18 protein-coding genes are annotated in these 20,025 nt (G+C 64.9%); 13 read left to right on the top strand and 5 right to left on the bottom strand.

Annotation, left to right across the window (positions count from 1 at the left end; genetic code table 11):
- Nucleotides 1-2: 2 nt before the first annotated feature.
- The 5 genes from graA to ACIQYU_RS02645 all read left to right on the top strand — a co-directional run bounded on the left by graA (nt 3) and on the right by ACIQYU_RS02645 (nt 3,575).
- Nucleotides 3-302 carry a type II toxin-antitoxin system antitoxin GraA gene (gene graA / locus ACIQYU_RS02665; protein ID WP_207829464.1) on the top strand — a complete coding sequence of 100 codons (300 nt, stop codon included), beginning with the start codon at nt 3-5 and terminating at the stop codon, nt 300-302.
- Between the two features lie 126 nt (nt 303-428).
- Nucleotides 429-776, top strand: coding sequence for an ArsC family reductase (locus ACIQYU_RS02660; RefSeq protein ID WP_075043977.1), 348 nt, complete (start codon nt 429-431; stop codon nt 774-776).
- 31 nt (nt 777-807) lie between these two features.
- Nucleotides 808-1,842 (top strand): 2,3,4,5-tetrahydropyridine-2,6-dicarboxylate N-succinyltransferase, encoded by a 1,035-nt coding sequence (gene dapD, locus ACIQYU_RS02655; protein ID WP_063911503.1) that lies wholly within the window; start codon nt 808-810, stop codon nt 1,840-1,842.
- A gap of 120 nt (nt 1,843-1,962) precedes the next feature.
- Nucleotides 1,963-3,168 carry a cysteine desulfurase gene (locus ACIQYU_RS02650; protein WP_207829465.1) on the top strand — a complete coding sequence of 402 codons (1,206 nt, stop codon included), beginning with the start codon at nt 1,963-1,965 and terminating at the stop codon, nt 3,166-3,168.
- Nucleotides 3,165-3,575: a SufE family protein gene (locus ACIQYU_RS02645; protein WP_233693937.1), complete on the top strand. Its 411-nt coding sequence runs from the start codon at nt 3,165-3,167 to the stop codon at nt 3,573-3,575. The genes ACIQYU_RS02650 and ACIQYU_RS02645 overlap by 4 nt, the downstream gene beginning before the upstream one ends.
- Before the next feature lie 111 nt (nt 3,576-3,686).
- On the opposite strand, the gene tcdA is transcribed toward ACIQYU_RS02645, so the two are convergent.
- Nucleotides 3,687-4,496 carry a tRNA cyclic N6-threonylcarbamoyladenosine(37) synthase TcdA gene (gene tcdA, locus ACIQYU_RS02640; protein ID WP_402798146.1) on the bottom strand — a complete coding sequence of 270 codons (810 nt, stop codon included), beginning with the start codon at nt 4,494-4,496 and terminating at the stop codon, nt 3,687-3,689.
- 119 nt (nt 4,497-4,615) lie between these two features.
- Between tcdA and ACIQYU_RS02635 the strand changes: the two genes are divergently transcribed.
- The 4 genes from ACIQYU_RS02635 to ACIQYU_RS02620 all read left to right on the top strand — a co-directional run bounded on the left by ACIQYU_RS02635 (nt 4,616) and on the right by ACIQYU_RS02620 (nt 9,758).
- Nucleotides 4,616-7,207, top strand: a complete 2,592-nt coding sequence (locus ACIQYU_RS02635; RefSeq protein ID WP_207829472.1) for a glycosyltransferase — start codon at nt 4,616-4,618, stop codon at nt 7,205-7,207.
- Nucleotides 7,208-7,402: 195 nt separating this feature from the next.
- Entirely contained in the window at nt 7,403-8,554 is a 1,152-nt protein-coding gene (gene dapE, locus ACIQYU_RS02630) for a succinyl-diaminopimelate desuccinylase (protein WP_013971240.1), read from the top strand.
- On the top strand, nt 8,554-9,366 hold the full coding sequence (locus ACIQYU_RS02625; RefSeq protein WP_182329135.1) for a putative RNA methyltransferase: 813 nt from the start codon (nt 8,554-8,556) through the stop codon (nt 9,364-9,366). Before dapE ends, ACIQYU_RS02625 begins: the two co-directional genes overlap by 1 nt.
- A 17-nt stretch (nt 9,367-9,383) precedes the next feature.
- Nucleotides 9,384-9,758 (top strand): hypothetical protein, encoded by a 375-nt coding sequence (locus ACIQYU_RS02620; RefSeq protein WP_063911497.1) that lies wholly within the window; start codon nt 9,384-9,386, stop codon nt 9,756-9,758.
- A 122-nt stretch (nt 9,759-9,880) separates the two neighbouring features.
- Here ACIQYU_RS02620 and ACIQYU_RS02615 read toward each other — a convergent pair whose 3' ends face one another.
- Entirely contained in the window at nt 9,881-10,090 is a 210-nt protein-coding gene (locus ACIQYU_RS02615; protein ID WP_003252255.1) for a cold-shock protein, read from the bottom strand.
- 233 nt (nt 10,091-10,323) lie between these two features.
- On the opposite strand from ACIQYU_RS02615, the gene plsB reads away from it, so the two are divergent.
- From plsB to ACIQYU_RS02600, 3 genes are all read left to right on the top strand, one after another.
- Nucleotides 10,324-12,810: a glycerol-3-phosphate 1-O-acyltransferase PlsB gene (gene plsB, locus ACIQYU_RS02610; protein WP_207829474.1), complete on the top strand. Its 2,487-nt coding sequence runs from the start codon at nt 10,324-10,326 to the stop codon at nt 12,808-12,810.
- A gap of 76 nt (nt 12,811-12,886) precedes the next feature.
- Nucleotides 12,887-13,285, top strand: a complete 399-nt coding sequence (locus ACIQYU_RS02605; protein WP_087501379.1) for a YbaY family lipoprotein — start codon at nt 12,887-12,889, stop codon at nt 13,283-13,285.
- A gap of 33 nt (nt 13,286-13,318) precedes the next feature.
- Nucleotides 13,319-14,008, top strand: coding sequence for a DUF4197 domain-containing protein (locus ACIQYU_RS02600; protein WP_028699975.1), 690 nt, complete (start codon nt 13,319-13,321; stop codon nt 14,006-14,008).
- A 109-nt stretch (nt 14,009-14,117) separates the two neighbouring features.
- Here ACIQYU_RS02600 and ACIQYU_RS02595 read toward each other — a convergent pair whose 3' ends face one another.
- Entirely contained in the window at nt 14,118-17,183 is a 3,066-nt protein-coding gene (locus ACIQYU_RS02595) for an efflux RND transporter permease subunit (protein ID WP_207829475.1), read from the bottom strand.
- A gap of 6 nt (nt 17,184-17,189) precedes the next feature.
- Nucleotides 17,190-18,290, bottom strand: a complete 1,101-nt coding sequence (locus ACIQYU_RS02590) for an efflux RND transporter periplasmic adaptor subunit (protein WP_207829476.1) — start codon at nt 18,288-18,290, stop codon at nt 17,190-17,192.
- Nucleotides 18,291-18,459: 169 nt separating this feature from the next.
- Between ACIQYU_RS02590 and ACIQYU_RS02585 the strand changes: the two genes are divergently transcribed.
- On the top strand, nt 18,460-19,101 hold the full coding sequence (locus tag ACIQYU_RS02585) for a TetR/AcrR family transcriptional regulator (protein WP_207829477.1): 642 nt from the start codon (nt 18,460-18,462) through the stop codon (nt 19,099-19,101).
- A 105-nt stretch (nt 19,102-19,206) separates the two neighbouring features.
- On the opposite strand, the gene ACIQYU_RS02580 is transcribed toward ACIQYU_RS02585, so the two are convergent.
- Complete coding sequence (locus tag ACIQYU_RS02580; protein ID WP_063911490.1) at nt 19,207-19,983, bottom strand: class I SAM-dependent methyltransferase; 777 nt, start codon at nt 19,981-19,983, stop codon at nt 19,207-19,209.
- Between the last annotated feature and the right edge of the window lie 42 nt (nt 19,984-20,025).

Genomic DNA, 20,025 nt, shown 5'->3' with positions numbered 1-20,025 from the left:
TCATGCTCAAGAACGGTATGCGTCCGATTCATCCCGGAGAAGTCCTGCGTGAGGACTTCCAGAAAGAGATGGGTTTCAGCGCCGCGGCACTGGCCCGGGCGCTAGGGGTTGCCACACCAACCGTCAACAACATCCTGCGTGAACGGGGCGGTGTTTCCGCCGACATGGCGCTGCGCCTGTCCATCTGCCTGGACACCACCCCCGAGTTCTGGCTCAACCTGCAGACCGCCTTCGATCTGCGCACCGCTGAACAGCAACACGGTGACAAGATCATCGGTTCGGTACAGCGCCTGGTCGCTTGAGACATACCTTGATCAGTAAACATGGGCACCACGGGCGTGGCGCCGCGAGGATCGTTCCCGCATAATCCCGCGACTGAAATCGGAAAACGGAGAGGTTGGGGCCGCCTGTGATCCCCAATGCACACAATGACCTACACGCTCTACGGCATCAAAGCCTGTGACACCATGAAGAAGGCACGTACCTGGCTCGAAGACCAGGCCATTGCCTACGAATTCCACGACTACAAGACCCAAGGCATCGACCGTGACAGCCTGAACCGCTGGTGCGACGAACACGGCTGGGAAGTCATCCTCAACCGTGCCGGCACCACCTTCCGCAAGCTGGACGACGCCAGCAAGGCCGACCTCGACCAGGCCAAGGCCGTCGAGCTGATGCTGGCCCAGCCGTCGATGATCAAGCGCCCGGTGCTCGACCTTGGCGCGCGTACCCTGGTCGGCTTCAAGCCTGACCTGTACGCCGCTGCCCTGGCCTGAGCCCCTACCCTATTTCGCACGAGGTAATCACATGTCCAATACCCTGTTCAGCCTGGCCTTCGGTGTCGGCTCCCAGAACCGCCAGGGCGCCTGGCTGGAAGTGTTCTACGCACAACCGCTGCTCAACCCGAGCGCCGAACTGGTCGCCGCGGTAGCCCCTGTTCTCGGTTACCAAGGTGGCAACCAGGCCATCGCCTTCAGCAACGCCCAGGCCGCGCAACTGGCCGAAGCCGTGAAGGGTGTGGATGCCGCCCAGGCCGCCCTGCTGACCCGCCTGGCTGAAAGCCACAAGCCGCTGGTCGCCACCCTGCTGGCCGAAGACGCCGCGCTGACCTCGACCCCAGAGGCCTACCTCAAGCTGCACCTGCTGTCGCACCGCCTGGTCAAGCCGCACGGCCTGAGCCTGGCCGGCATCTTCCCGCTGCTGCCGAACGTGGCCTGGACCAACCAGGGCGCGGTCGACCTGGCCGAACTGGCCGAACTGCAACTGGAAGCGCGTCTGAAGGGCGAGCTGCTGGAAGTGTTCTCGGTGGACAAGTTCCCGAAAATGACCGACTACGTGGTCCCGGCCGGCGTGCGTATCGCCGACACCGCCCGTGTGCGCCTGGGCGCCTACATCGGCGAAGGCACCACCATCATGCACGAAGGCTTCGTCAACTTTAACGCTGGCACCGAAGGCCCGGGCATGATCGAAGGCCGCGTTTCCGCTGGCGTGTTCGTCGGCAAGGGCTCGGACCTGGGCGGCGGCTGCTCGACCATGGGCACCCTGTCCGGCGGCGGCAACATCGTCATCAAGGTTGGCGAAGGCTGCCTGATCGGCGCCAACGCCGGTATCGGCATTCCGCTGGGTGACCGCAACACCGTCGAAGCCGGCCTGTACATCACCGCCGGTACCAAGGTGAACCTGCTGGACGAGAACAACCAGCTGGTCAAAGTGGTCAAGGCCCGTGACCTGGCCGGCCAGACCGACCTGCTGTTCCGCCGCAACTCGCTGAACGGCGCGGTGGAGTGCAAGACCCACAAGTCGGCCATCGAGCTGAACGAGGCGCTGCACGCGCACAACTGAGAATCCTTCAGCCCCTGTAAGCGCGAGCTTGCTCGCCAACAGCGGATTCTCAGCGTTTGAAATGTTAAGATCGGGTCTGGCACCACGCCAGACCCGATTTTCATTCCAGGCCCCGTGACCATGTTCCAGCCCTCCCCCTGGCGTGCCGATTTTCCCGCCATCGCCGCCCTGCAACGGCAACACCAGACCTACCTGGACAGCGCCGCCACCACCCAGAAGCCGCAAGCCCTGCTCGATGCCCTGAGCCATTACTATGGCCATGGCGCAGCCAACGTGCACCGAGCCCAGCACTTGCCCGGCGCACTGGCAACCCAGGCCTTCGAAACCAGCCGCGACAAGGTTGCCGCCTGGCTGAATGCGGCAGACTCGCGGCAGATCATCTTCACCCACGGCGCCACTTCGGCGCTGAACCTGCTGGCCTATGGCCTGGAACACCGCTTCGAGGCCGGTGACGAAATTGCCGTCAGTGCCCTGGAACACCATGCCAACCTGCTGCCCTGGCAACAGCTGGCGCGCCGGCGCAACCTGCGCCTGGTGGTGCTACCGCTGGATGCCCATGGCCGCATCGACCTGGACCAGGCGCTGCAACTGATCGGCCCACGCACCCGGGTGCTGGCGGTGAGCCAGCTGTCCAACGTGCTGGGCACCTGGCAGCCGCTGCCGGCGCTGCTGGCCCATGCCCGCGCCCAAGGCGCGCTGAGCGTGGTCGACGGTGCCCAGGGCGTGGTGCACGGCCGCCACGATGTGCAGCAGCTTGGCTGCGACTTCTATGTGTTCTCCAGCCACAAGCTGTACGGCCCGGAAGGTGTTGGCGTGCTTTACGGCCGTAGCCAGGCACTGGAACTGCTGCAGCACTGGCAGTTCGGCGGCGAGATGGTGCAACTGGCCGAGTACCACAGCGCCAGCTTCCGCCCGGCGCCGCTGGGGTTCGAAGCAGGCACGCCGCCGATCGCCGGGGTGATCGGCCTGGGGGCAACCCTGGACTACCTGGCCAGCCTCGATGCTCAGGCGCTCGAAACCCATGAAGCCAGCCTGCACCAGCACCTGCTGCGTGGCCTGACAGACCGCGATGGTGTACGCATCCTCGGCACGCCACAGGCGGCCCTTGCCAGTTTCGTCATCGAAGGCGTGCACAACGCCGACATCGCCCACCTGCTGACCGAGCAAGGCATTGCCGTGCGTGCCGGGCACCACTGTGCCATGCCGCTGCTGAAGGGCCTGGGCCTGGAGGGCGCGATCCGCGTGTCCTTGGGGCTGTATAACGACAGCGATGACTTGCAGCGTTTCTTCGAGGCACTGGACCAGGGCCTGGAGCTGTTGCGATGACCCTGCCGGATCAGGCGCGCCAGGCGCTGGAAGCTTTCGAGCAGGGCAAGGGCTGGGAACAGCGTGCGCGGCTGCTGATGCAGTGGGGCGACCGGCTGGAACCGCTGGCTGACACTGAAAAGACCGATGCCAACCGGGTGCATGGCTGCGAAAGCCTGGTATGGCTGGTGGCCGAGCAGGTTGAAGGGGTATGGCGCTTCAAGGCCAGTAGCGATGCGCGCTTGTTGCGCGGGCTGTTGGCGTTGTTGCTGGTGCGGGTGCAAGGGTTGGCCAATGAGGAACTGGCCGGGCTCGATCTGCGGGAGTGGTTCACTCAGCTGGGGCTGGAGCGCCAACTGTCGCCTTCGCGCAGCAATGGGCTGCATGCGGTGTTGCAGCGGATGGCGGAGCTGGCGTCTCCCCGCTAAATCGGTGCTGGCTTCTTCGCGGGTGAACCCGCTCCTACAGGATCCTCACCTTTCCTGAGAGAGATGTAGTACCTGTGGGAGCGGGTTTACCCGCGAAGAAGCCCACGCAGTCTATTCAGGCTTGACCCGCTCCGAAGGCCGCCGCGACCCCGCCACCAGTTTTTCCACCGCCTTGCTCGCCGCCACCATGCCAAAGGTCGCGGTCACCATCATCACCGCGCCAAAGCCACCCGAGCAGTCCAGCCGCACGCCTTCGCCCACGAAGCTTTTCTGCAGGCAAACGCTGCCATCGCCCTTGGGGTAGCGCAGCTGTTCGCTGGAGAACACGCAGGGCACGCCATAGTTGCGGCTGACATTGCGCGAGAAGTTGTAGTCGCGGCGCAGGGTGGAACGCACCCGCGAGGCCAGCGGGTCGTTGAAGGTCTTGTTCAGGTCGGCGATCTGGATCTGTGTCGGGTCGATCTGCCCGCCGGCGCCACCCGTGGTGACGATGGCAATCTTGCGCCGCCGGCACCAGGCGATCAGTGCCGCCTTGGCCATGACGCTGTCGATGCAGTCGATCACACAATCGAGGTTCTCGGTGATGTACTCGACCATGGTGTCGCGGGTAACGAAGTCGGCCACAGCATGCACCGTGCACGCCGGGTTGATCGCCCGCAGGCGCTCGGCCATGACCTCGACCTTGGGCCGCCCCACCTGCCCTTCCAGGGCATGGGCCTGGCGGTTGGTGTTGCTGACGCACACGTCGTCGAGGTCGAACAGGGTGATCTCGCCCACGCCACTGCGGGCCAGCGCTTCCGCCGCCCACGAGCCTACCCCGCCAATACCGACCACGGCCACGTGGGCCTGGCCCAGACGCTGCAACCCCTGGTCGCCATACAGCCGGGCAACGCCGGCGAAGCGTGGATCTTCTGTGCTCATGCTCATACCCCAAAAAACCGGCGCGCATTATATGCCAGCGGGCCCATGGCCTGCATCGTTAGGAAAGACACTACCAACCCTGCTTTAATGTCCTATCACTTCGACACAAATGGACGACAATGTCTTCACGTAAATTCGGCCTGAACCTGGTTGTGGTCCTGGCCATCGCCGCGTTGTTCACCGGGTTCTGGGCGCTGATCAACCGCCCGGTTTCCGCCCCCGCCTGGCCAGAACAGATCTCTGGCTTCTCCTATTCACCGTTCCGCCTTGGCGAAAGCCCGCAGAAGGGCCAGTACCCCAGTGACGACGAGATGCGCCAGGACCTGGAGCAGTTGAGCAAACTGACCGACAGCATCCGTATCTACACCGTGGAGGGCACACAGGCGGATATCCCGCGCCTGGCCGAGGAATTCGGCCTGCGGGTAACGCTGGGCATCTGGATCAGCCCGGACCTGGAGCGCAACGAGCGCGAAATCGCCACGGCCATCCAGCTGGCCAACACGTCGCGCAGCGTGGTGCGGGTGGTGGTCGGCAACGAGGCGCTGTTCCGTGAAGAAGTCACTCCGGAAAACCTGATCAAATACCTGGACCGGGTACGCGCAGCCGTCAAGGTGCCAGTGACCACCAGCGAGCAATGGCACATCTGGAAGGAAAACCCGCAGCTGGCCAAGCACGTCGACCTGATAGCCGCGCACATCCTGCCGTACTGGGAGTTCGTGCCGATGAAGGATTCGGTCGAGTTCGTACTCGACCGCGCCCGCGAGCTGAAACACCAGTTCCCGCGCAAACCCCTGCTGCTCTCGGAAGTTGGCTGGCCGAGCAACGGCCGCATGCGCGGCGGTGCCGATGCCACCCAGGCCGACCAGGCCATCTACCTGCGCACCTTGGTCAACACCCTCAATCGCCGTGGTTACAACTATTTCGTCATCGAAGCCTACGACCAGCCGTGGAAGGCCAGCGACGAAGGCTCGGTGGGCGCCTACTGGGGCGTGTACAACGCCGAACGCCAGCAGAAATTCAACTTCGACGGCCCGGTAGTGGCCATCCCGCAGTGGCGTGCCCTGGCGGTGGCCTCGGTGGTGCTGGCGATGATTGCCCTGATGGTGTTGTTCATCGACGGTTCGGCCCTGCGCCAGCGCGGCCGCACCTTCCTGACCTTCATCACCTTCCTGTGCGGGTCGGTGCTGGTTTGGATCGCCTACGACTACAGCCAGCAATACAGCACCTGGTTCAGCCTGACCGTGGGCGTGCTGCTGGCCCTCGGCGCGCTGGGCGTGTTCATCGTGCTGCTGACCGAGGCCCACGAACTGGCCGAGGCGGTATGGATACACAAGCGCCGGCGCGAGTTCCTGCCGGTGCAGGCCGACAGCGCCTACCGGCCCAAGGTATCGGTGCATGTGCCGTGCTACAACGAACCGCCCGAGATGGTGAAACAGACCCTCGATGCCCTGGCTGCGCTGGACTACCCCGACTACGAAGTGCTGGTGATCGACAACAACACCAAGGACCCGGCCGTGTGGGAGCCCCTCAAGGCCCATTGCGAGAAGCTCGGCGAGCGCTTCAGGTTCTTCCACGTCGCGCCCCTGGCCGGCTTCAAGGGCGGCGCGCTGAACTACCTGATCCCGCATACCGCCAAGGACGCCGAAGTGATCGCGGTGATCGACTCGGACTACTGCGTCGATCGCAACTGGCTCAAGCACATGGTGCCGCACTTCGCTGACCCGAAAATTGCCGTGGTGCAGTCGCCGCAGGACTACCGCGACCAGCACGAAAGCGCCTTCAAGAAGCTGTGCTACAGCGAGTACAAGGGCTTCTTCCACATCGGCATGGTCACCCGCAACGACCGTGACGCGATCATCCAGCACGGCACCATGACCATGACCCGGCGCAGCGTGCTGGAAGAGCTGGGCTGGGCCGAGTGGTGCATCTGCGAGGACGCCGAACTGGGCTTGCGGGTGTTCGAGAAAGGCCTGTCGGCCGCCTACGCCCACAACAGCTACGGCAAGGGCCTGATGCCCGATACCTTCATCGACTTCAAGAAGCAACGTTTCCGCTGGGCCTACGGCGCCATCCAGATCATCAAGCACCACGCCAGCGCCCTGCTGCGCGGCAAGGGCAGCGAGCTGACCCGCGGCCAGCGCTACCACTTCCTGGCCGGCTGGCTGCCGTGGATCGCCGATGGCATGAACATCTTCTTCACCATCGGCGCGCTGCTGTGGTCGGCGGCGATGATCATCGTGCCGCACCGGGTCGACCCGCCGTTGATGATCTTTGCCATTCCACCGCTGGCGCTGTTCTTCTTCAAGGTCGGCAAGATCGTCTTCCTCTACCGCCGCGCGGTGGGGGTGAACCTGAAGGATGCCTTTGCTGCGGCGCTGGCGGGGCTGGCGCTGTCGCATACCATCGCCAAGGCGGTGCTGTACGGGTTCTTCACCAGCAGCATGCCGTTCTTCCGCACACCGAAGAACGCCGACAGCCACGGGCTGCTGGTGGCGATTTCCGAAGCGCGGGAAGAGCTGTTCATCATGTTGCTGCTGTGGGGCGCGGCGCTGGGCATCTACCTGGTACAGGGGCTGCCGAGTTCGGACATGCGCTTCTGGGTGGCGATGTTGCTGGTGCAGTCGTTGCCTTATGTGGCGGCGCTGGTGATGGCCTTCCTGTCGTCGCTGCCCAAGCCCGTAGAAAAGGCTGCCGAACCGCAACAGGCTTGAGATCCTGGGGGGGCGCTTTGCGCCCCTTTCGCGACACAAGGCCGCTCCCACAGATATTGCACACGCCTGATGGGCTGTGGTGATCCTGTAGGAGCGGCCTTGTGTCGCGACAGGGCCGCAAAGCGGCCCCAATGGCCCATCGGTTTGATATAAGATAACGCCCCTCAGATTTCCCGCCTTGCCCCGGAGTCCCCCATGACGGCCCCAGCCGAGCTCTCGCCTACCCTTCAACTGGCCTGCGACCTGATCCGTCGCCCCTCGGTCACCCCCGTCGACGCCGACTGCCAGGCGCAGATGATGAACCGCCTGGGCGCCGTGGGCTTCCAGCTCGAACCGATGCGCATCGAGGACGTCGACAACTTCTGGGCCACCCACGGCAGCCAGGACGGCCCGGTGCTGTGCTTCGCCGGCCACACCGACGTGGTCCCCACCGGCCCGGTGCAGCAATGGCAGCATGAGCCGTTCGAAGCGCTGATCGACGCCGACGGCATGCTCTGCGGCCGTGGCGCCGCCGACATGAAAGGCAGCCTGGCCTCCATGGTGATTGCCAGCGAGCGCTTCGTGCAGGACTACCCGGACCACCGCGGCAAGGTCGCGTTCCTGATCACCAGCGACGAGGAAGGCCCGGCCCACCATGGCACCAAGGCCGTGGTCGAGCGCCTGAAAGCACGCAACGAGCGCCTGGACTGGTGCATCGTCGGCGAACCCTCCAGCACCACCCTGCTGGGTGACGTGGTCAAGAACGGCCGCCGTGGCTCGCTGGGCGCCAAGCTGACCGTGCGCGGCAAGCAGGGCCATGTGGCCTACCCGCACCTGGCGCGCAACCCGATCCACCTGGCCGCGCCGGCCCTGGCGGAACTGGCGGCCGAGCACTGGGACGAAGGCAATGCGTTCTTCCCGCCCACCAGCTTCCAGATCTCCAACCTCAATTCCGGCACCGGCGCCACCAATGTGGTCCCGGGCGAGCTGACCGCACTGTTCAACTTCCGTTTCTCCACCGAGTCGACCGTCGAAGGCCTGCAGGCGCGGGTGTCGGCGATCCTCGACAAGCACGAACTGGACTGGTCGATCGACTGGGCGCTGTCGGGCCTGCCGTTTCTCACCGAACCGGGCGAATTGCTGGACGCCGTCTCGGCCAGCATCAAGGGTGTCACCGGCCGCGACACCCAGCCGTCCACCAGCGGCGGTACCTCCGATGGCCGTTTCATCGCCACCATGGGTACCCAGGTGGTCGAACTCGGCCCGGTCAACGCCACCATCCACCAGGTGGATGAGCGGATCCTGGCCAGCGACCTCGACCTGCTGACCGAAATCTACTACCAGACCCTGGTCCGGTTGCTCGCCTGATGCTCACCTGCCCTCTTTGCCAGGCGCCGCTGAGCCGGCTCGACAACGGGGTGGTGTGCCCGGCCGGCCACCGCTTCGACCGCGCCCGCCAGGGTTACCTGAACCTGCTGCCAGTGCAGCACAAGAACAGCCGCGACCCGGGTGACAACCAGGCCATGGTCGAAGCCCGCCGCGACTTCCTCGACGCCGGCCACTACGCGCCGGTGGCGCGCCGCCTGGCCGAGCTGGCCGCCGAGCGCCAGCCCGGTGCCTGGCTGGACATCGGCTGTGGCGAGGGTTACTACACCGCGCAGATCGCCCAGGCCCTGCCGGCCGCCGACGGTTACGCCCTGGACATCTCCCGCGAGGCGGTCAAGCGTGCCTGCCGCCGCGCGCCCGAGGTCACCTGGATGGTCGCCAGCATGGCCCGCGTGCCGCTTGCCGACGCCAGCTGCCAGTTCATCGCCAGCGTGTTCAGCCCGCTGGACTGGGCCGAGGCCAAGCGCCTGCTCAGCCCCGGCGGCGGCCTGATGCGGGTCGGCCCCACCAGCGGCCACCTGATGGAATTGCGCGAAGTGCTCTACGATGAAGTACGCCCTTACGCCGACGACAAACACCTGGCCCTGGTCCCCGAAGGCATGGCCCATGCCCACAGCGAAACCCTGGAGTTCCGCCTGAGCCTGGCCGCGCCCAAGGCCCGCGCCGACCTGCTGGCCATGACCCCGCACGGCTGGCGTGCCAGTGCCGAAAAGCGTGCCCGGGTGATCGACCAGCCCGAGCCGTTCGAGGTCACGGTTTCCATGCGTTATGACTATTTCGTGCGCCAAGACTGAGCACACCCGGAGCCCTTATGCGCCAACCTGATATCGAGATCTACCTGAAGGACACCGACGTCGACCACAAGCAGATTGCCGAGTGGCTCGCCCAGGCGATCGGCCCGTGCAGCGAATGGAAGCAGAAAGGCCATACCTTCAAATGCCAGGCCGGTAACATTCCGGTCACCTGGCTACCCAAGGCTGTAGGGAAATGGAACAGCCTGTACCTGGAAAGCGACCAGACGCCGTGGGCCGATGACGTCGCCTGCGCCCGCGCCGCATTTGCCGCACTGGGCGTGGAAGTGCGCTGCGCGCCGGGTGGCTGGGTGGAAGAAGATGGAGAAGAAGATGCCGACCGCTGGGTCCGCATCAGCGCCGACGGTGAAGAGGAAATCACCTGGCGCACCTGAATGCACTGCATTCTTTGTGGGAGCCCGGCTTGCCGCCGATGCAGGCAACACGGTGCCTGGCACCGGCTTCGCCGGTGATCGCCGGCAAGCCAGCTCCCACAACGAGCCTTACAGCATGAGGCTCAGAGGCCCACTACGTCCTCGGCTTGCAGGCCTTTCTGGCCCTGCACGCAGGCGTATTCCACCCGCTGTCCTTCGACCAGGGTACGATGCCCCTCACCGCGGATCGCCCGATAGTGGACGAACACATCCGCACCACCTTCGCGCTGAATGAAGCCGTAACCCTTGGCATCGTTGAACCACTTTACATTCCCAGTCTCACGAGACGACATCTGAACTACTCCGGATTTTTATTGTGAAGATCGCCTTGTAGACACAGGGGTCTGTTCCCTGTGTCGACGCCGCTTGCGTAAATATCTTGCAAGTGGCAGGCCGAGTATATGACACAGAACAAAAAAATTTGATGACTGTCGCGCCGTTCGGCGATTTTTGCTGAACTTGCGCGGATACGGCAGACTAATTGGCTGAATACCCACCTGAACATCACTCCCAGGGCACACACCCCATGACCCGTTCCCCCCTGCGCCGCCTGATCTTCGGCGCCCTGCGTCGCCTGTTGTACCTGTGGGTGCGCTCCGAGACCATCAACCAGTCCTCCCTGACCCTCAAGCTCGACCGCAGCCGCCCGGTGTTCTATGCCCTGCCCACGCCCGCGCTCACCGACCTGGCCGTGCTCGACCATGAATGCACCAAGGCGGGCCTGCCGCGCCCGGTGCTGCCGGTGGCGGTTGGCCCGCTGCAGGAACCGGCTGCCTTCTTTTACCTGACCCCGGACCCGGACTGGCTCGGCCGCCACGACAAGCGCGGCGCCCCGCCCACCCTGGAGCGTCTGGTCGCCGCCGTCAGCCAGCATGCCGAAGAGGATGCGCAGATCATTCCGGTCAGTGTGTTCTGGGGCCAGACCCCGGCCAGTGAATCCAGCCCGTGGAAGCTGCTGTTCGCCGACAGCTGGGCGGTTACCGGGCGCCTGCGCCGGCTGCTGACCGTGCTGATCCTCGGGCGCAAGACCCGGGTGCAGTTCTCCGCCCCCATCCACCTGCGCGAACTGGTGCAGCACAACAAGGGCCACGAGCGCACCGTGCGCATGGCCCAGCGCCTGATGCGCGTGCATTTTCGCAACCTCAAGACCGCTGTCATCGGCCCGGACATTTCGCACCGGCGCAACCTGGTCAAGGGCCTGATCCACGCGCCCCAGGTGCGACAGGCCATCGTCGATGAGGCGCAGCGCGAAAACCTGCCCCTGGCCAAGGCCGAAGCCCAGGCTCTGCGCTATGGCAACGAGATCGCCTCGGACTACACCTACACCGCCATCCGCTTCCTCGAAGTGGTGCTGAGCTGGTTCTGGAACAAGATCTACGACGGCATCAAGGTCAACCACATCGAGCAGGTGCAGGGCATCGCACCCGGCCACGAAGTGATCTACGTACCGTGCCACCGCAGTCACATCGACTACCTGCTGCTTTCGTACCTGCTGTTCCGCAACGGCCTGACCCCGCCGCACGTGGCCGCGGGCATCAACCTCAACATGCCGTTGGTGGGTAACCTGCTGCGCCGTGGCGGCGCCTTCTTCATGCGCCGCACGTTCAAGGGCAACCCGTTGTACACCGCGGTGTTCAACGAGTACCTGCACACCCTGTACACCAAGGGCTTTCCGGTCGAGTACTTCGTCGAAGGCGGTCGCTCGCGCACCGGGCGCATGCTGCAGCCACGCACCGGCATGCTGGCCATTACCCTGCGCAGCTTCCTGCGCTCGTCGCGCACGCCGATCGTGTTCGTGCCGGTGTACATCGGCTACGAGCGCGTGCTCGAAGGCCGCACCTACCTGGGCGAGCTGCGCGGTGCCAGCAAGAAGAAGGAGTCGATCTTCGACATCTTCAAGGTGTTCGGGGCGCTCAAGCAGCGCTTTGGCCAGGTATACGTGAACTTCGGCGAACCGATCCGCCTGGCCGGCTTCCTCGACCAGCAACAGCCCGGCTGGCGTGAACAGGACCACGGCCCGCAATACCGCCCGGCCTGGCTCAACGCCACCACCACCCGCCTGGGCGAAACCGTGGCCCGCCATCTCAACGAGGCGGCCGCGATCAACCCGGTCAACCTGGTGGCCCTGGCGCTGCTGTCCACCAGCCGCCTGGCCCTGGACGAACGCGCCCTGACCCGCGTACTCGACCTGTACCTGGCCTTGCTGCGCCAGGTGCCCTACTCGCCGCACACCACCCTGCCCGACGGCGACGGCCAGGCGCTGATCGAACACGTGCGCAGCATGAACCTGGTGGCCGAGCAGAAGGACGCCCTGGGCCGCATCCTGTACCTGGATGAAGGCAATGCGGTACTGATGACCTATTACCGCAACAACGTGCTGCACATCTTCGCCCTGCCAGCGCTGCTGGCCAGCTTCTTCCTCAGCAGCTCGCGCATGAGCCGCGAACTGCTGGGGCAGTATGTGCACGCGCTGTACCCCTACCTGCAGGCCGAACTATTCCTGCGCTGGGCGCCGGAGCAACTGGACGCGGTGATTGACCAATGGCTGGCAGCGCTGGTCGAGCAAGGGCTGCTGCGCCAGGACGACGACACTTACATTCGCCCGGCGCCCAGCTCGCGGCAGTTCGTGTTGCTGACCCTGCTCGCCCGCACCATCACCCAGACCCTGCAGCGCTTCTACATGGCCACCTCACTGCTGCTGAACAGTGGGCAGAACAGCCTCAGCGCCGAAGAACTGGAAGACCTGTGCGTGATGATGGCCCAGCGTCTGTCGATCCTGCACGGCCTGAACGCCCCGGAGTTCTTCGACAAGACCCTGTTCCGCCACTTCATCCAGACCCTGGTCGAGCAAGGCGTGCTGCATGCAGATGCCCAGGGCAAGCTGGGTTATCACGACAAGCTGGGCGAGCTGGCTGAAGGCGTGGCCAAGCGCGTGCTGTCGGCCGAACTACGCCTGTCGATCCGCCAGGTGGCATTGCACCGTGAAGACGGCCTGGAAACTTCCACCATCTGAGGCTTTATCAGCCGGGAAAATCCGCTAAAGTCCCTGGGGTTGGCCACAAGCCAGCTCCAAGGACACCGGAGACCCCATGAAAAAGCTCTTTATGCTGTGTTGCGCATCCTTGCTCGCAGCCTGCTCCAGCCAAACCCCATCCACCCAGGCCAGCCTGGACGGTGAAGTCTTCTACCTGCAGCGTATTGCCCTGCCGCCTGCCGCTACCTTGAGCGTGGAACTGCAGGATGTTTCGCTGATGGATGCCCCTGCCGTGACCCTGGCCCGCCAGGCCGGCCCGGTCAAAGGCAACGTACCGCTGCCATTCCACCTCACCTACGACCCGGCCCAGGTCAAGCCCGGCCACCGCTATGCGGTAAGCGCGCGCATCGAGCTGGACGGCAAGCTGCTGTTCATCAACACCGAACACCACGGCGTCATGCTCGACGGCAGTGACCCACAGCCTGTGCGGATCAAGGTCGATCCGGTCCGCTGATACCCGTATTCATCTGTTTACAAGGAAAGCTTCATGATCCGCACCTCCCTGCGCTTCACCACTCTGTGCGCCGGCCTGCTGCTGTCGGCCAGCGCCCTGGCCCTGTCGCTGGGCGACCTGACCCAGAAAGACGCCACCGGCGGCCTGAAAGATGCCCTGACCCAGGGCGCACAACTGGCCGTCAAGCAACTGAGCACCCCGGGCGGCTTCAGCAACAACCCGGACGTGCGCATCGAACTGCCTGGCAACCTGGGCAAGGCCGCCAAGGCGATGAAGATGTTCGGCAAAGGTGAACAGGTCGAAGCCCTGGAAACCAGCATGAACAAGGCCGCCGAGGCTGCCGTGCCGCAGGCCCAGGCGATTCTCGTGGATGCCGTGAAGAACATGAGCGTGACCGATGCCAAGGGTATTCTCAGCGGCGGTGACGACTCGGCCACCCAGTACCTGAACAAGAGCAGCCGCGAGCAGATCCGCGCCAAGTTCCTGCCGATCGTCAAGCAGGCTACCGACAAGGTTGGCCTGGCTCAGCAGTACAACAACTTTGCCGGGCAGGCCGTGGCGTTGGGTGTGGTCGATGCCAAGAGCGCCAGCATCGAGAACTACGTGACTGAAAAGGCACTGGATGGCCTGTTCGAGATGATCGGCAAGCAGGAGCAGAGCATTCGCCAGAACCCGGCTGAAGCGGCCACCAGCCTGGCCAAGAAGGTTTTCGGCGCCCTCTGAGGGCCCTGGGGGCTGCTTTGCAGCCCATCGCGACACAAGGCCGCTCCTACGCCCTTTGTGGGAGTGGCCTTGTGTCGCGACAGGAGGGCAAAGCCCTCCCCTGCGGTCTTCAGCCCTTCTTCACCCTGAACCACGCCGCATACAACGCCGGCAGGAACAGCAGGGTCAGCACCGTGGCCACGATCAACCCCCCCATGATCGCCACCGCCATCGGCCCGTAGAACACGCTACGCGACAACGGAATCATCGCCAGCACCGCCGCCAGCGCGGTCAGCACGATCGGACGGAAGCGCCGCACCGTGGCTTCGATGATCGCCTGCCAGCGCTCCATCCCCGCCGCAATGTCCTGCTCGATCTGGTCCACCAGGATCACCGAGTTGCGCATGATCATCCCTGCCAGGGCAATGGTGCCGAGCATGGCAACAAAGCCGAACGGCTGGCGGAACACCAGCAGGAACAGGGTCACGCCAATCAACCCCAGCGGCGCGGTGAGGAACACCATCACCGTACGCGAGAAGCTGCGCAACTGGATCATCAGCAAGCTCAGCACCACCACCACGAACAGCGGCATGCCGGCATTCACCGACTTCTGCCCGCGCTGGGAATCCTCCACCGTGCCGCCCACTTCCAACAGGTAGCCATCCGGCAGCTTGGCGCGAATCTCCCGCAGGGTCGGCTCGATCTGTTTCACCAGCGTGGCCGGCTGCTCCTTGTCGTAGATATCGGCGCGCACGGTCACCGTCGGCAAGCGGTTGCGATGCCAGATAATACCTTCCTCGAAGCCATACTCCAGGGTCGCCACCTGCGACAGCGCCACGCTCTGGCCGTTGTCGGTCGGCAGTGCCAGGCTGCCGAGGTTACTCAGCTCGCTGCGTTCCTGCCGGGTGCCGCGCAGCAGGATCTCGATCAGTTCGTTGTCCTCACGGTACTGGCTGACCGTGGTGCCAGTCAGCGAGCTTTGCAGGAAGCTCGACAGGTGCGCGGTGCTCACGCCCAAGGCGCGGGCACGGTCCTGGTCGATCTCGAGGAACACCGCCTTGCTCGGCTCCTCCCAGTCCAGATGCACGTTCACCACATGCGGGTTCTGGCGCACCTTGTCGGCCACTTCGCGGGCCAGTGCACGGGCCTTCTCGATGTGCTCGCCTGTTACCCGGAACTGCACCGGGTAACCCACGGGTGGGCCGTTTTCCAGGCGGGTGACCCGCGCGCGCAGGTCGGGGAACTGCTGGTCCACGATACTGATCAGCCAGCTGCGCAGGCGCTCGCGGTCCTCCATCGACTTGGCCAGTACCACGAACTGGGCGAAGCTGGCCGCCGGCAGTTGCTGGTCCAGCGGCAGGTAGAAACGCGGCGAACCGGTGCCCACGTAGGCCACGTAGTTGTCGATGCCGTCCTGCTGCTTGAGCAGCGCCTCCAGTTGCTTGACCCGCTCGGCGGTGTTGGCCAGCGAGGCACCTTCGGCCAGCTTCAGGTCGACCATCAGCTCCGGGCGCCCGGAGGCCGGGAAAAACTGCTGGGGCACGAAACGGAACAGCAGGATACTGCCGACAAAGGCGGCAATGGTCAGCAGGATCACCGTCTTGCGCCGCCGCACGCACCACTCCACCACACGTCGCACACGCTGGTAGAAGGGTGTGGCGTAAGGGTCTGGCGCGTGGCCGTCCTTGCCATGGCGCGCGGCATGCAGCTTGGCCAGATCTGGCAGCAGGCGCTCGCCCAGGTAAGGCACGAATACCACGGCGGCCACCCAGGAGGTCAGCAAGGCGATGGTCACCACCTGGAAGATCGAACGGGTGTACTCGCCCGTACTGGAGGCTGCCGTGGCAATAGGCAGGAAGCCCGCCGCCGTGATCAGGGTGCCGGTGAGCATCGGGAAGGCGGTGCTGCTCCAGGCGTAGCTGGCCGCCTTGAGGCGGTCATAGCCCTGCTCCATCTTGATCGCCATCATCTCCACGGCAATGATCGCATCATCCACCAACAAGCCCAGGGCCAGCACCAGCGCGCCAAGGGAGATCTTGTGCAGGCCGATGCCGAAGTAGTGCATGGCGGCAAAGGTCATGGCCAGCACCAGCGGAATGGCCAGCGCCACCACCAGCCCCGTGCGCAGGCCCAGGGAGAAGAAGCTCACCAGCAGCACGATGACCAGCGCCTCGACCAGCACCTGGACGAACTCGCCCACGCCAGCCTTGACCGCCGCTGGCTGGTCCGAGACCTTGCGCAGCTCCATGCCCGCCGGCAGGCTGCGTGCCAGGCGCTCGAACTCGCTTTCCAGGGCCTTGCCCAGCACCAGGATGTCGCCGCCGTCCTTCATCGACACCGCCAGGCCAATGGCATCCTCGCCCATGAAGCGCATGCGCGGTGCGGGCGGGTCGTTGAAGCCGCGGTGCACCTCGGCCACATCGCCGATACGGAAGGTGCGGTCACCGACGCGAATGGGGAACTGGCGAATCTGCTCGACGCTGTCGAAGCGCCCGCTCACCCGCAACTGCAGGCGTTCGCTGGGCGTTTCGAAGAAGCCGGCGGTGCTGACCGCATTCTGCTCCTGCAGGGCTTGCTGCACGGCCTCAAGCGGCACGCCGAGAGTGGCCAGCTTGAGGTTGGACAGCTCGATCCAGATTTTCTCGTCCTGCAGGCCGATCAGCTCGACCTTGCCCACGTCCTTGACCCGCTGCAGCTGGATCTGGATACGGTCGGCATAGTCCTTGAGCACCGCGTAGTCGAAGCCCTCACCGGTCAGCGCATAGATATTGCCGAAGGTGGTGCCGAACTCGTCATTGAAGAACGGGCCCTGGATTTCCGGCGGCAAGGTATGACGGATGTCGGCGACCTTCTTGCGGATCTGGTACCACAGCTCGGGGATGTCCTTGGAATGCAGCGAGTCGCGGGCCATGAAGGTGACCTGCGATTCGCCCGGTCGGGAGAACGAGACGATCCGCTCGTATTCGCCGGTTTCCATCAGCTTCTTCTCGATGCGCTCGGTAACCTGGCGCGAGACTTCCTCGGCAGTGGCACCCGGCCACAGGGTACGGATGACCATGGCCTTGAAGGTGAATGGTGGGTCCTCGCTCTGGCCAAGCTTGGTGTAGGACATGGCGCCAATGGCCGCCAGCAGGATCATCAGGAACAGGACGATCTGGCGGTTGCGCAGCGCCCAGGCAGAAAGGTTGAAACCCATCGGGACTTACTCCTTGGCCGTCAGGTTCACTACGCGGTTGGTGCGGTCCACGGGGCGTACCTCCTGGCCCTCGCGCAGTACATGGCCGCCAGCGGCGACCACCCAGTCGCCCGGGGCAAGGCCTTCGAGCACCGGTACGCTGTCGGCGCCATAGGCCCCCAGGCGTACCACTGCCCGCTCCAGGCGGCTGTCCTTGTTGACCCGCCAGACGTAGGCCTGGCCGTTTTCCGCAGTGACTGCCGACAGGGGCACCGCCAGCGGGATCAGCCCTTCATGGGCGATGAACACCCGGGCGCTCTGGCCCAGCTCCGCCGGCGCGGCGGCCGAGGTAAAGGCGATACGCGCAGCGAAGGTGCGCGAACGCGGATCGGCGGCCGGTGACAGCTCGCGGATACGCCCCTGGAAGCGCTCTTGCGGGTGCGACCACAGCTCCACGCTCACCGGCTGGCCCACGGCGAAGCGGGCGAACTGCTGCTCCGGCAAGCCGATGACCACTTCCCGCTCGCCATCGGCGGCCAGGGTGAACACGGTCTGCCCGGCTGCGACCACCTGGCCCACTTCGACCTGGCGCTTGGCGATCACCCCGGCCTGCGGTGCGCGCAGCACAGCGTATTCGGCCTGGTTGCCAGCCACGTCGAACTCGGCCTTGGCCTGTTTCAGCCGGGCCAGGCCGGCGCGGTAGAGGTTTTCGGCATTGTCGTACTGGGAATGGCTGACCATCTGCCGTTCCAGCAGCTTCTGGTAGCGATCGCGCTCGGCGCGCACCAGCGACAGGTTGGCCTCGGCGGCCGCCAGCTGGGCACGGTTGGCTTCCAGCTGCAGGCGCACGTCCTGCGGGTCCAGCTCGGCCAGCGGCTGGTCTGCCTTGACCCGCTGCCCTTCCTCGACCAGCCGCTTGCTGACCTTGCCGCCTATGCGGAAGGCCAGTTCCGGCTCGAAGCGCGCACGCACTTCGCCGGGGTAACTGTCGGCAGCGGCTTCAGCCGGCTGCGGCTGCACCACCAACGCCGGGCGCGGCGCAGCAGGTGGGGCGGCTTCCTGGCCGCACGCCGCCAGGAACAGCACGGCAGCAGCGGACAGAGCGATGGACAAGGCATGGCGCAACATGATGAATCCTTTCGCGGAGGGCGCATTGAATATTTATACTGGTAAGTATATTAAATCAGGCAATCGGTGCCGGAAAGGGGGCATGCCGGTTTTTGCAGGGCAGGGTTTGAGCCTTGCAGGTTCACCCGAATGGCGCCTGACCCGTTAAGATGGGCGATTCTTCAACCAGATGCAGACCACAATGTCCAACGACGCACCCATCGGCCCGGGCCGGCCCAAGGACCTGGCCAAACGAGAGGCGATTCTCGAAGCAGCCAAGGCCCTGTTCCTCAGTCTTGGCTACGCCAACACCAGCATGGATGCGGTCGCTGCGGCGGCAGGTGTTTCAAAGCTCACCGTCTACAGCCACTTCACCGACAAGCAGACACTGTTCGGCTCAGCGGTCATGGCAACCTGCCAGATCCAGTTGCCCGACCTGCTTTTCGAGTACCCCGATGGGGTGCCAGTGGAAGAGGTGCTGCTGACCATTGCCCGTGGCTTCCAGGCGCTGATCAGCAGCGATGAAGCGGTCAAGCTCAGCCGCCTGATCATGGCCCAGGGCAGCCTCGACCCGAGTTTTGGCGAGTACTTCTACGAAGCCGGGCCCAAGCGAGTGCTGGCGGGGATGGAAGCATTGCTGCGCGGGGCGCATGAGCGCGGGCTGCTGCGCATCGACAACCCGCTGCGCGCGGCGGAACACTTCTTCTGCCTGGTCAAGGGCGCACCGGATTACCGGTTGCTGCTGGGGTGCGCGGGGCCGCTGGAGGGGGATGAGGCCGAGGCGCATGTGCGCGAGGTGGTCGGGGTATTCATGCGGGCATTCCAGCCCTGATATCTGGATGCCTGTGCGGGCCTCTTCGCGGGTAAACCCGCTCCCACAGGCACTGCACGAGCCTCAAGACCACATCGCGAAGAGGCCCGCACAGGCATAGCCAAATCAGGCCTTCAGCGCCTTCTTCGGGTAAATGTCATACCGGCTCGACTTGCCCTCCAGGCTATGGCTCGGCTTCGGCCCGTCGATGATCGGGGCCTTGCGCGGCCGCTTCACCACCACTCGGTGGGTCGCCAGCGCCAGGGCAGCTTCGAGCAAGGCCGGGGCATCCAGGTCGTCGCCCACCAAAGGCCGGAACACACGCATTTCCTTCTTCACCAGCGCACTCTTGTCCCGATGCGGGAACATCGGATCGAGGTAGATCACCTGGGGTGCCTCGCCTTCCCAGGCTCGCATGCGCTCGATGGCGTTGCCGGTCAGCAGGCGCATGCGCCCCACGATCGGCCCCACCTCTTCATCCGCACGGGCCCGCGCCAGGCCATCCTCCAGCAGCGCGGCAATCAACGGCTGGCGCTCGATCAGGGTCATCTGGCAGCCCAGGCTGGCCAGTACGAACGCATCCTTGCCCAGCCCGGCAGTGGCATCCAGCACCTGCGGCCGTACACCTTGGGAAATACCCACGGCCTTGGCGATCATCTGCCCGTTGCCACCGCCAAACTGGCGCCGGTGCGCGGCCTGGCCTTCGACGAAGTCCACCCGCACCGGCCCCGGGGCCTGCGGGCCCAACTGCTGGATCTGCAAGCCATCGACGCCCACCTGCACGGCAAACCCGGCGGCATCGTCCCGCAGCGGCAGCTCAAGACGCTCGGCCCACGCAGCGGCTTGCGCCTCGAATTCAGCCGACAGCGCCTCGACCCGGATACCTGTGCCCTGCTCTTCCATCATTCACACCTAGAAATTGAACCCAGCCCTTAATGTATCGGC

Origin of the sequence: Pseudomonas sp. NPDC096925, from assembly GCF_044762545.1 — a bacterium.
Lineage (GTDB): Bacteria > Pseudomonadota > Gammaproteobacteria > Pseudomonadales > Pseudomonadaceae > Aquipseudomonas.
This window is presented reverse-complemented; position numbering and strand designations above follow the sequence as displayed.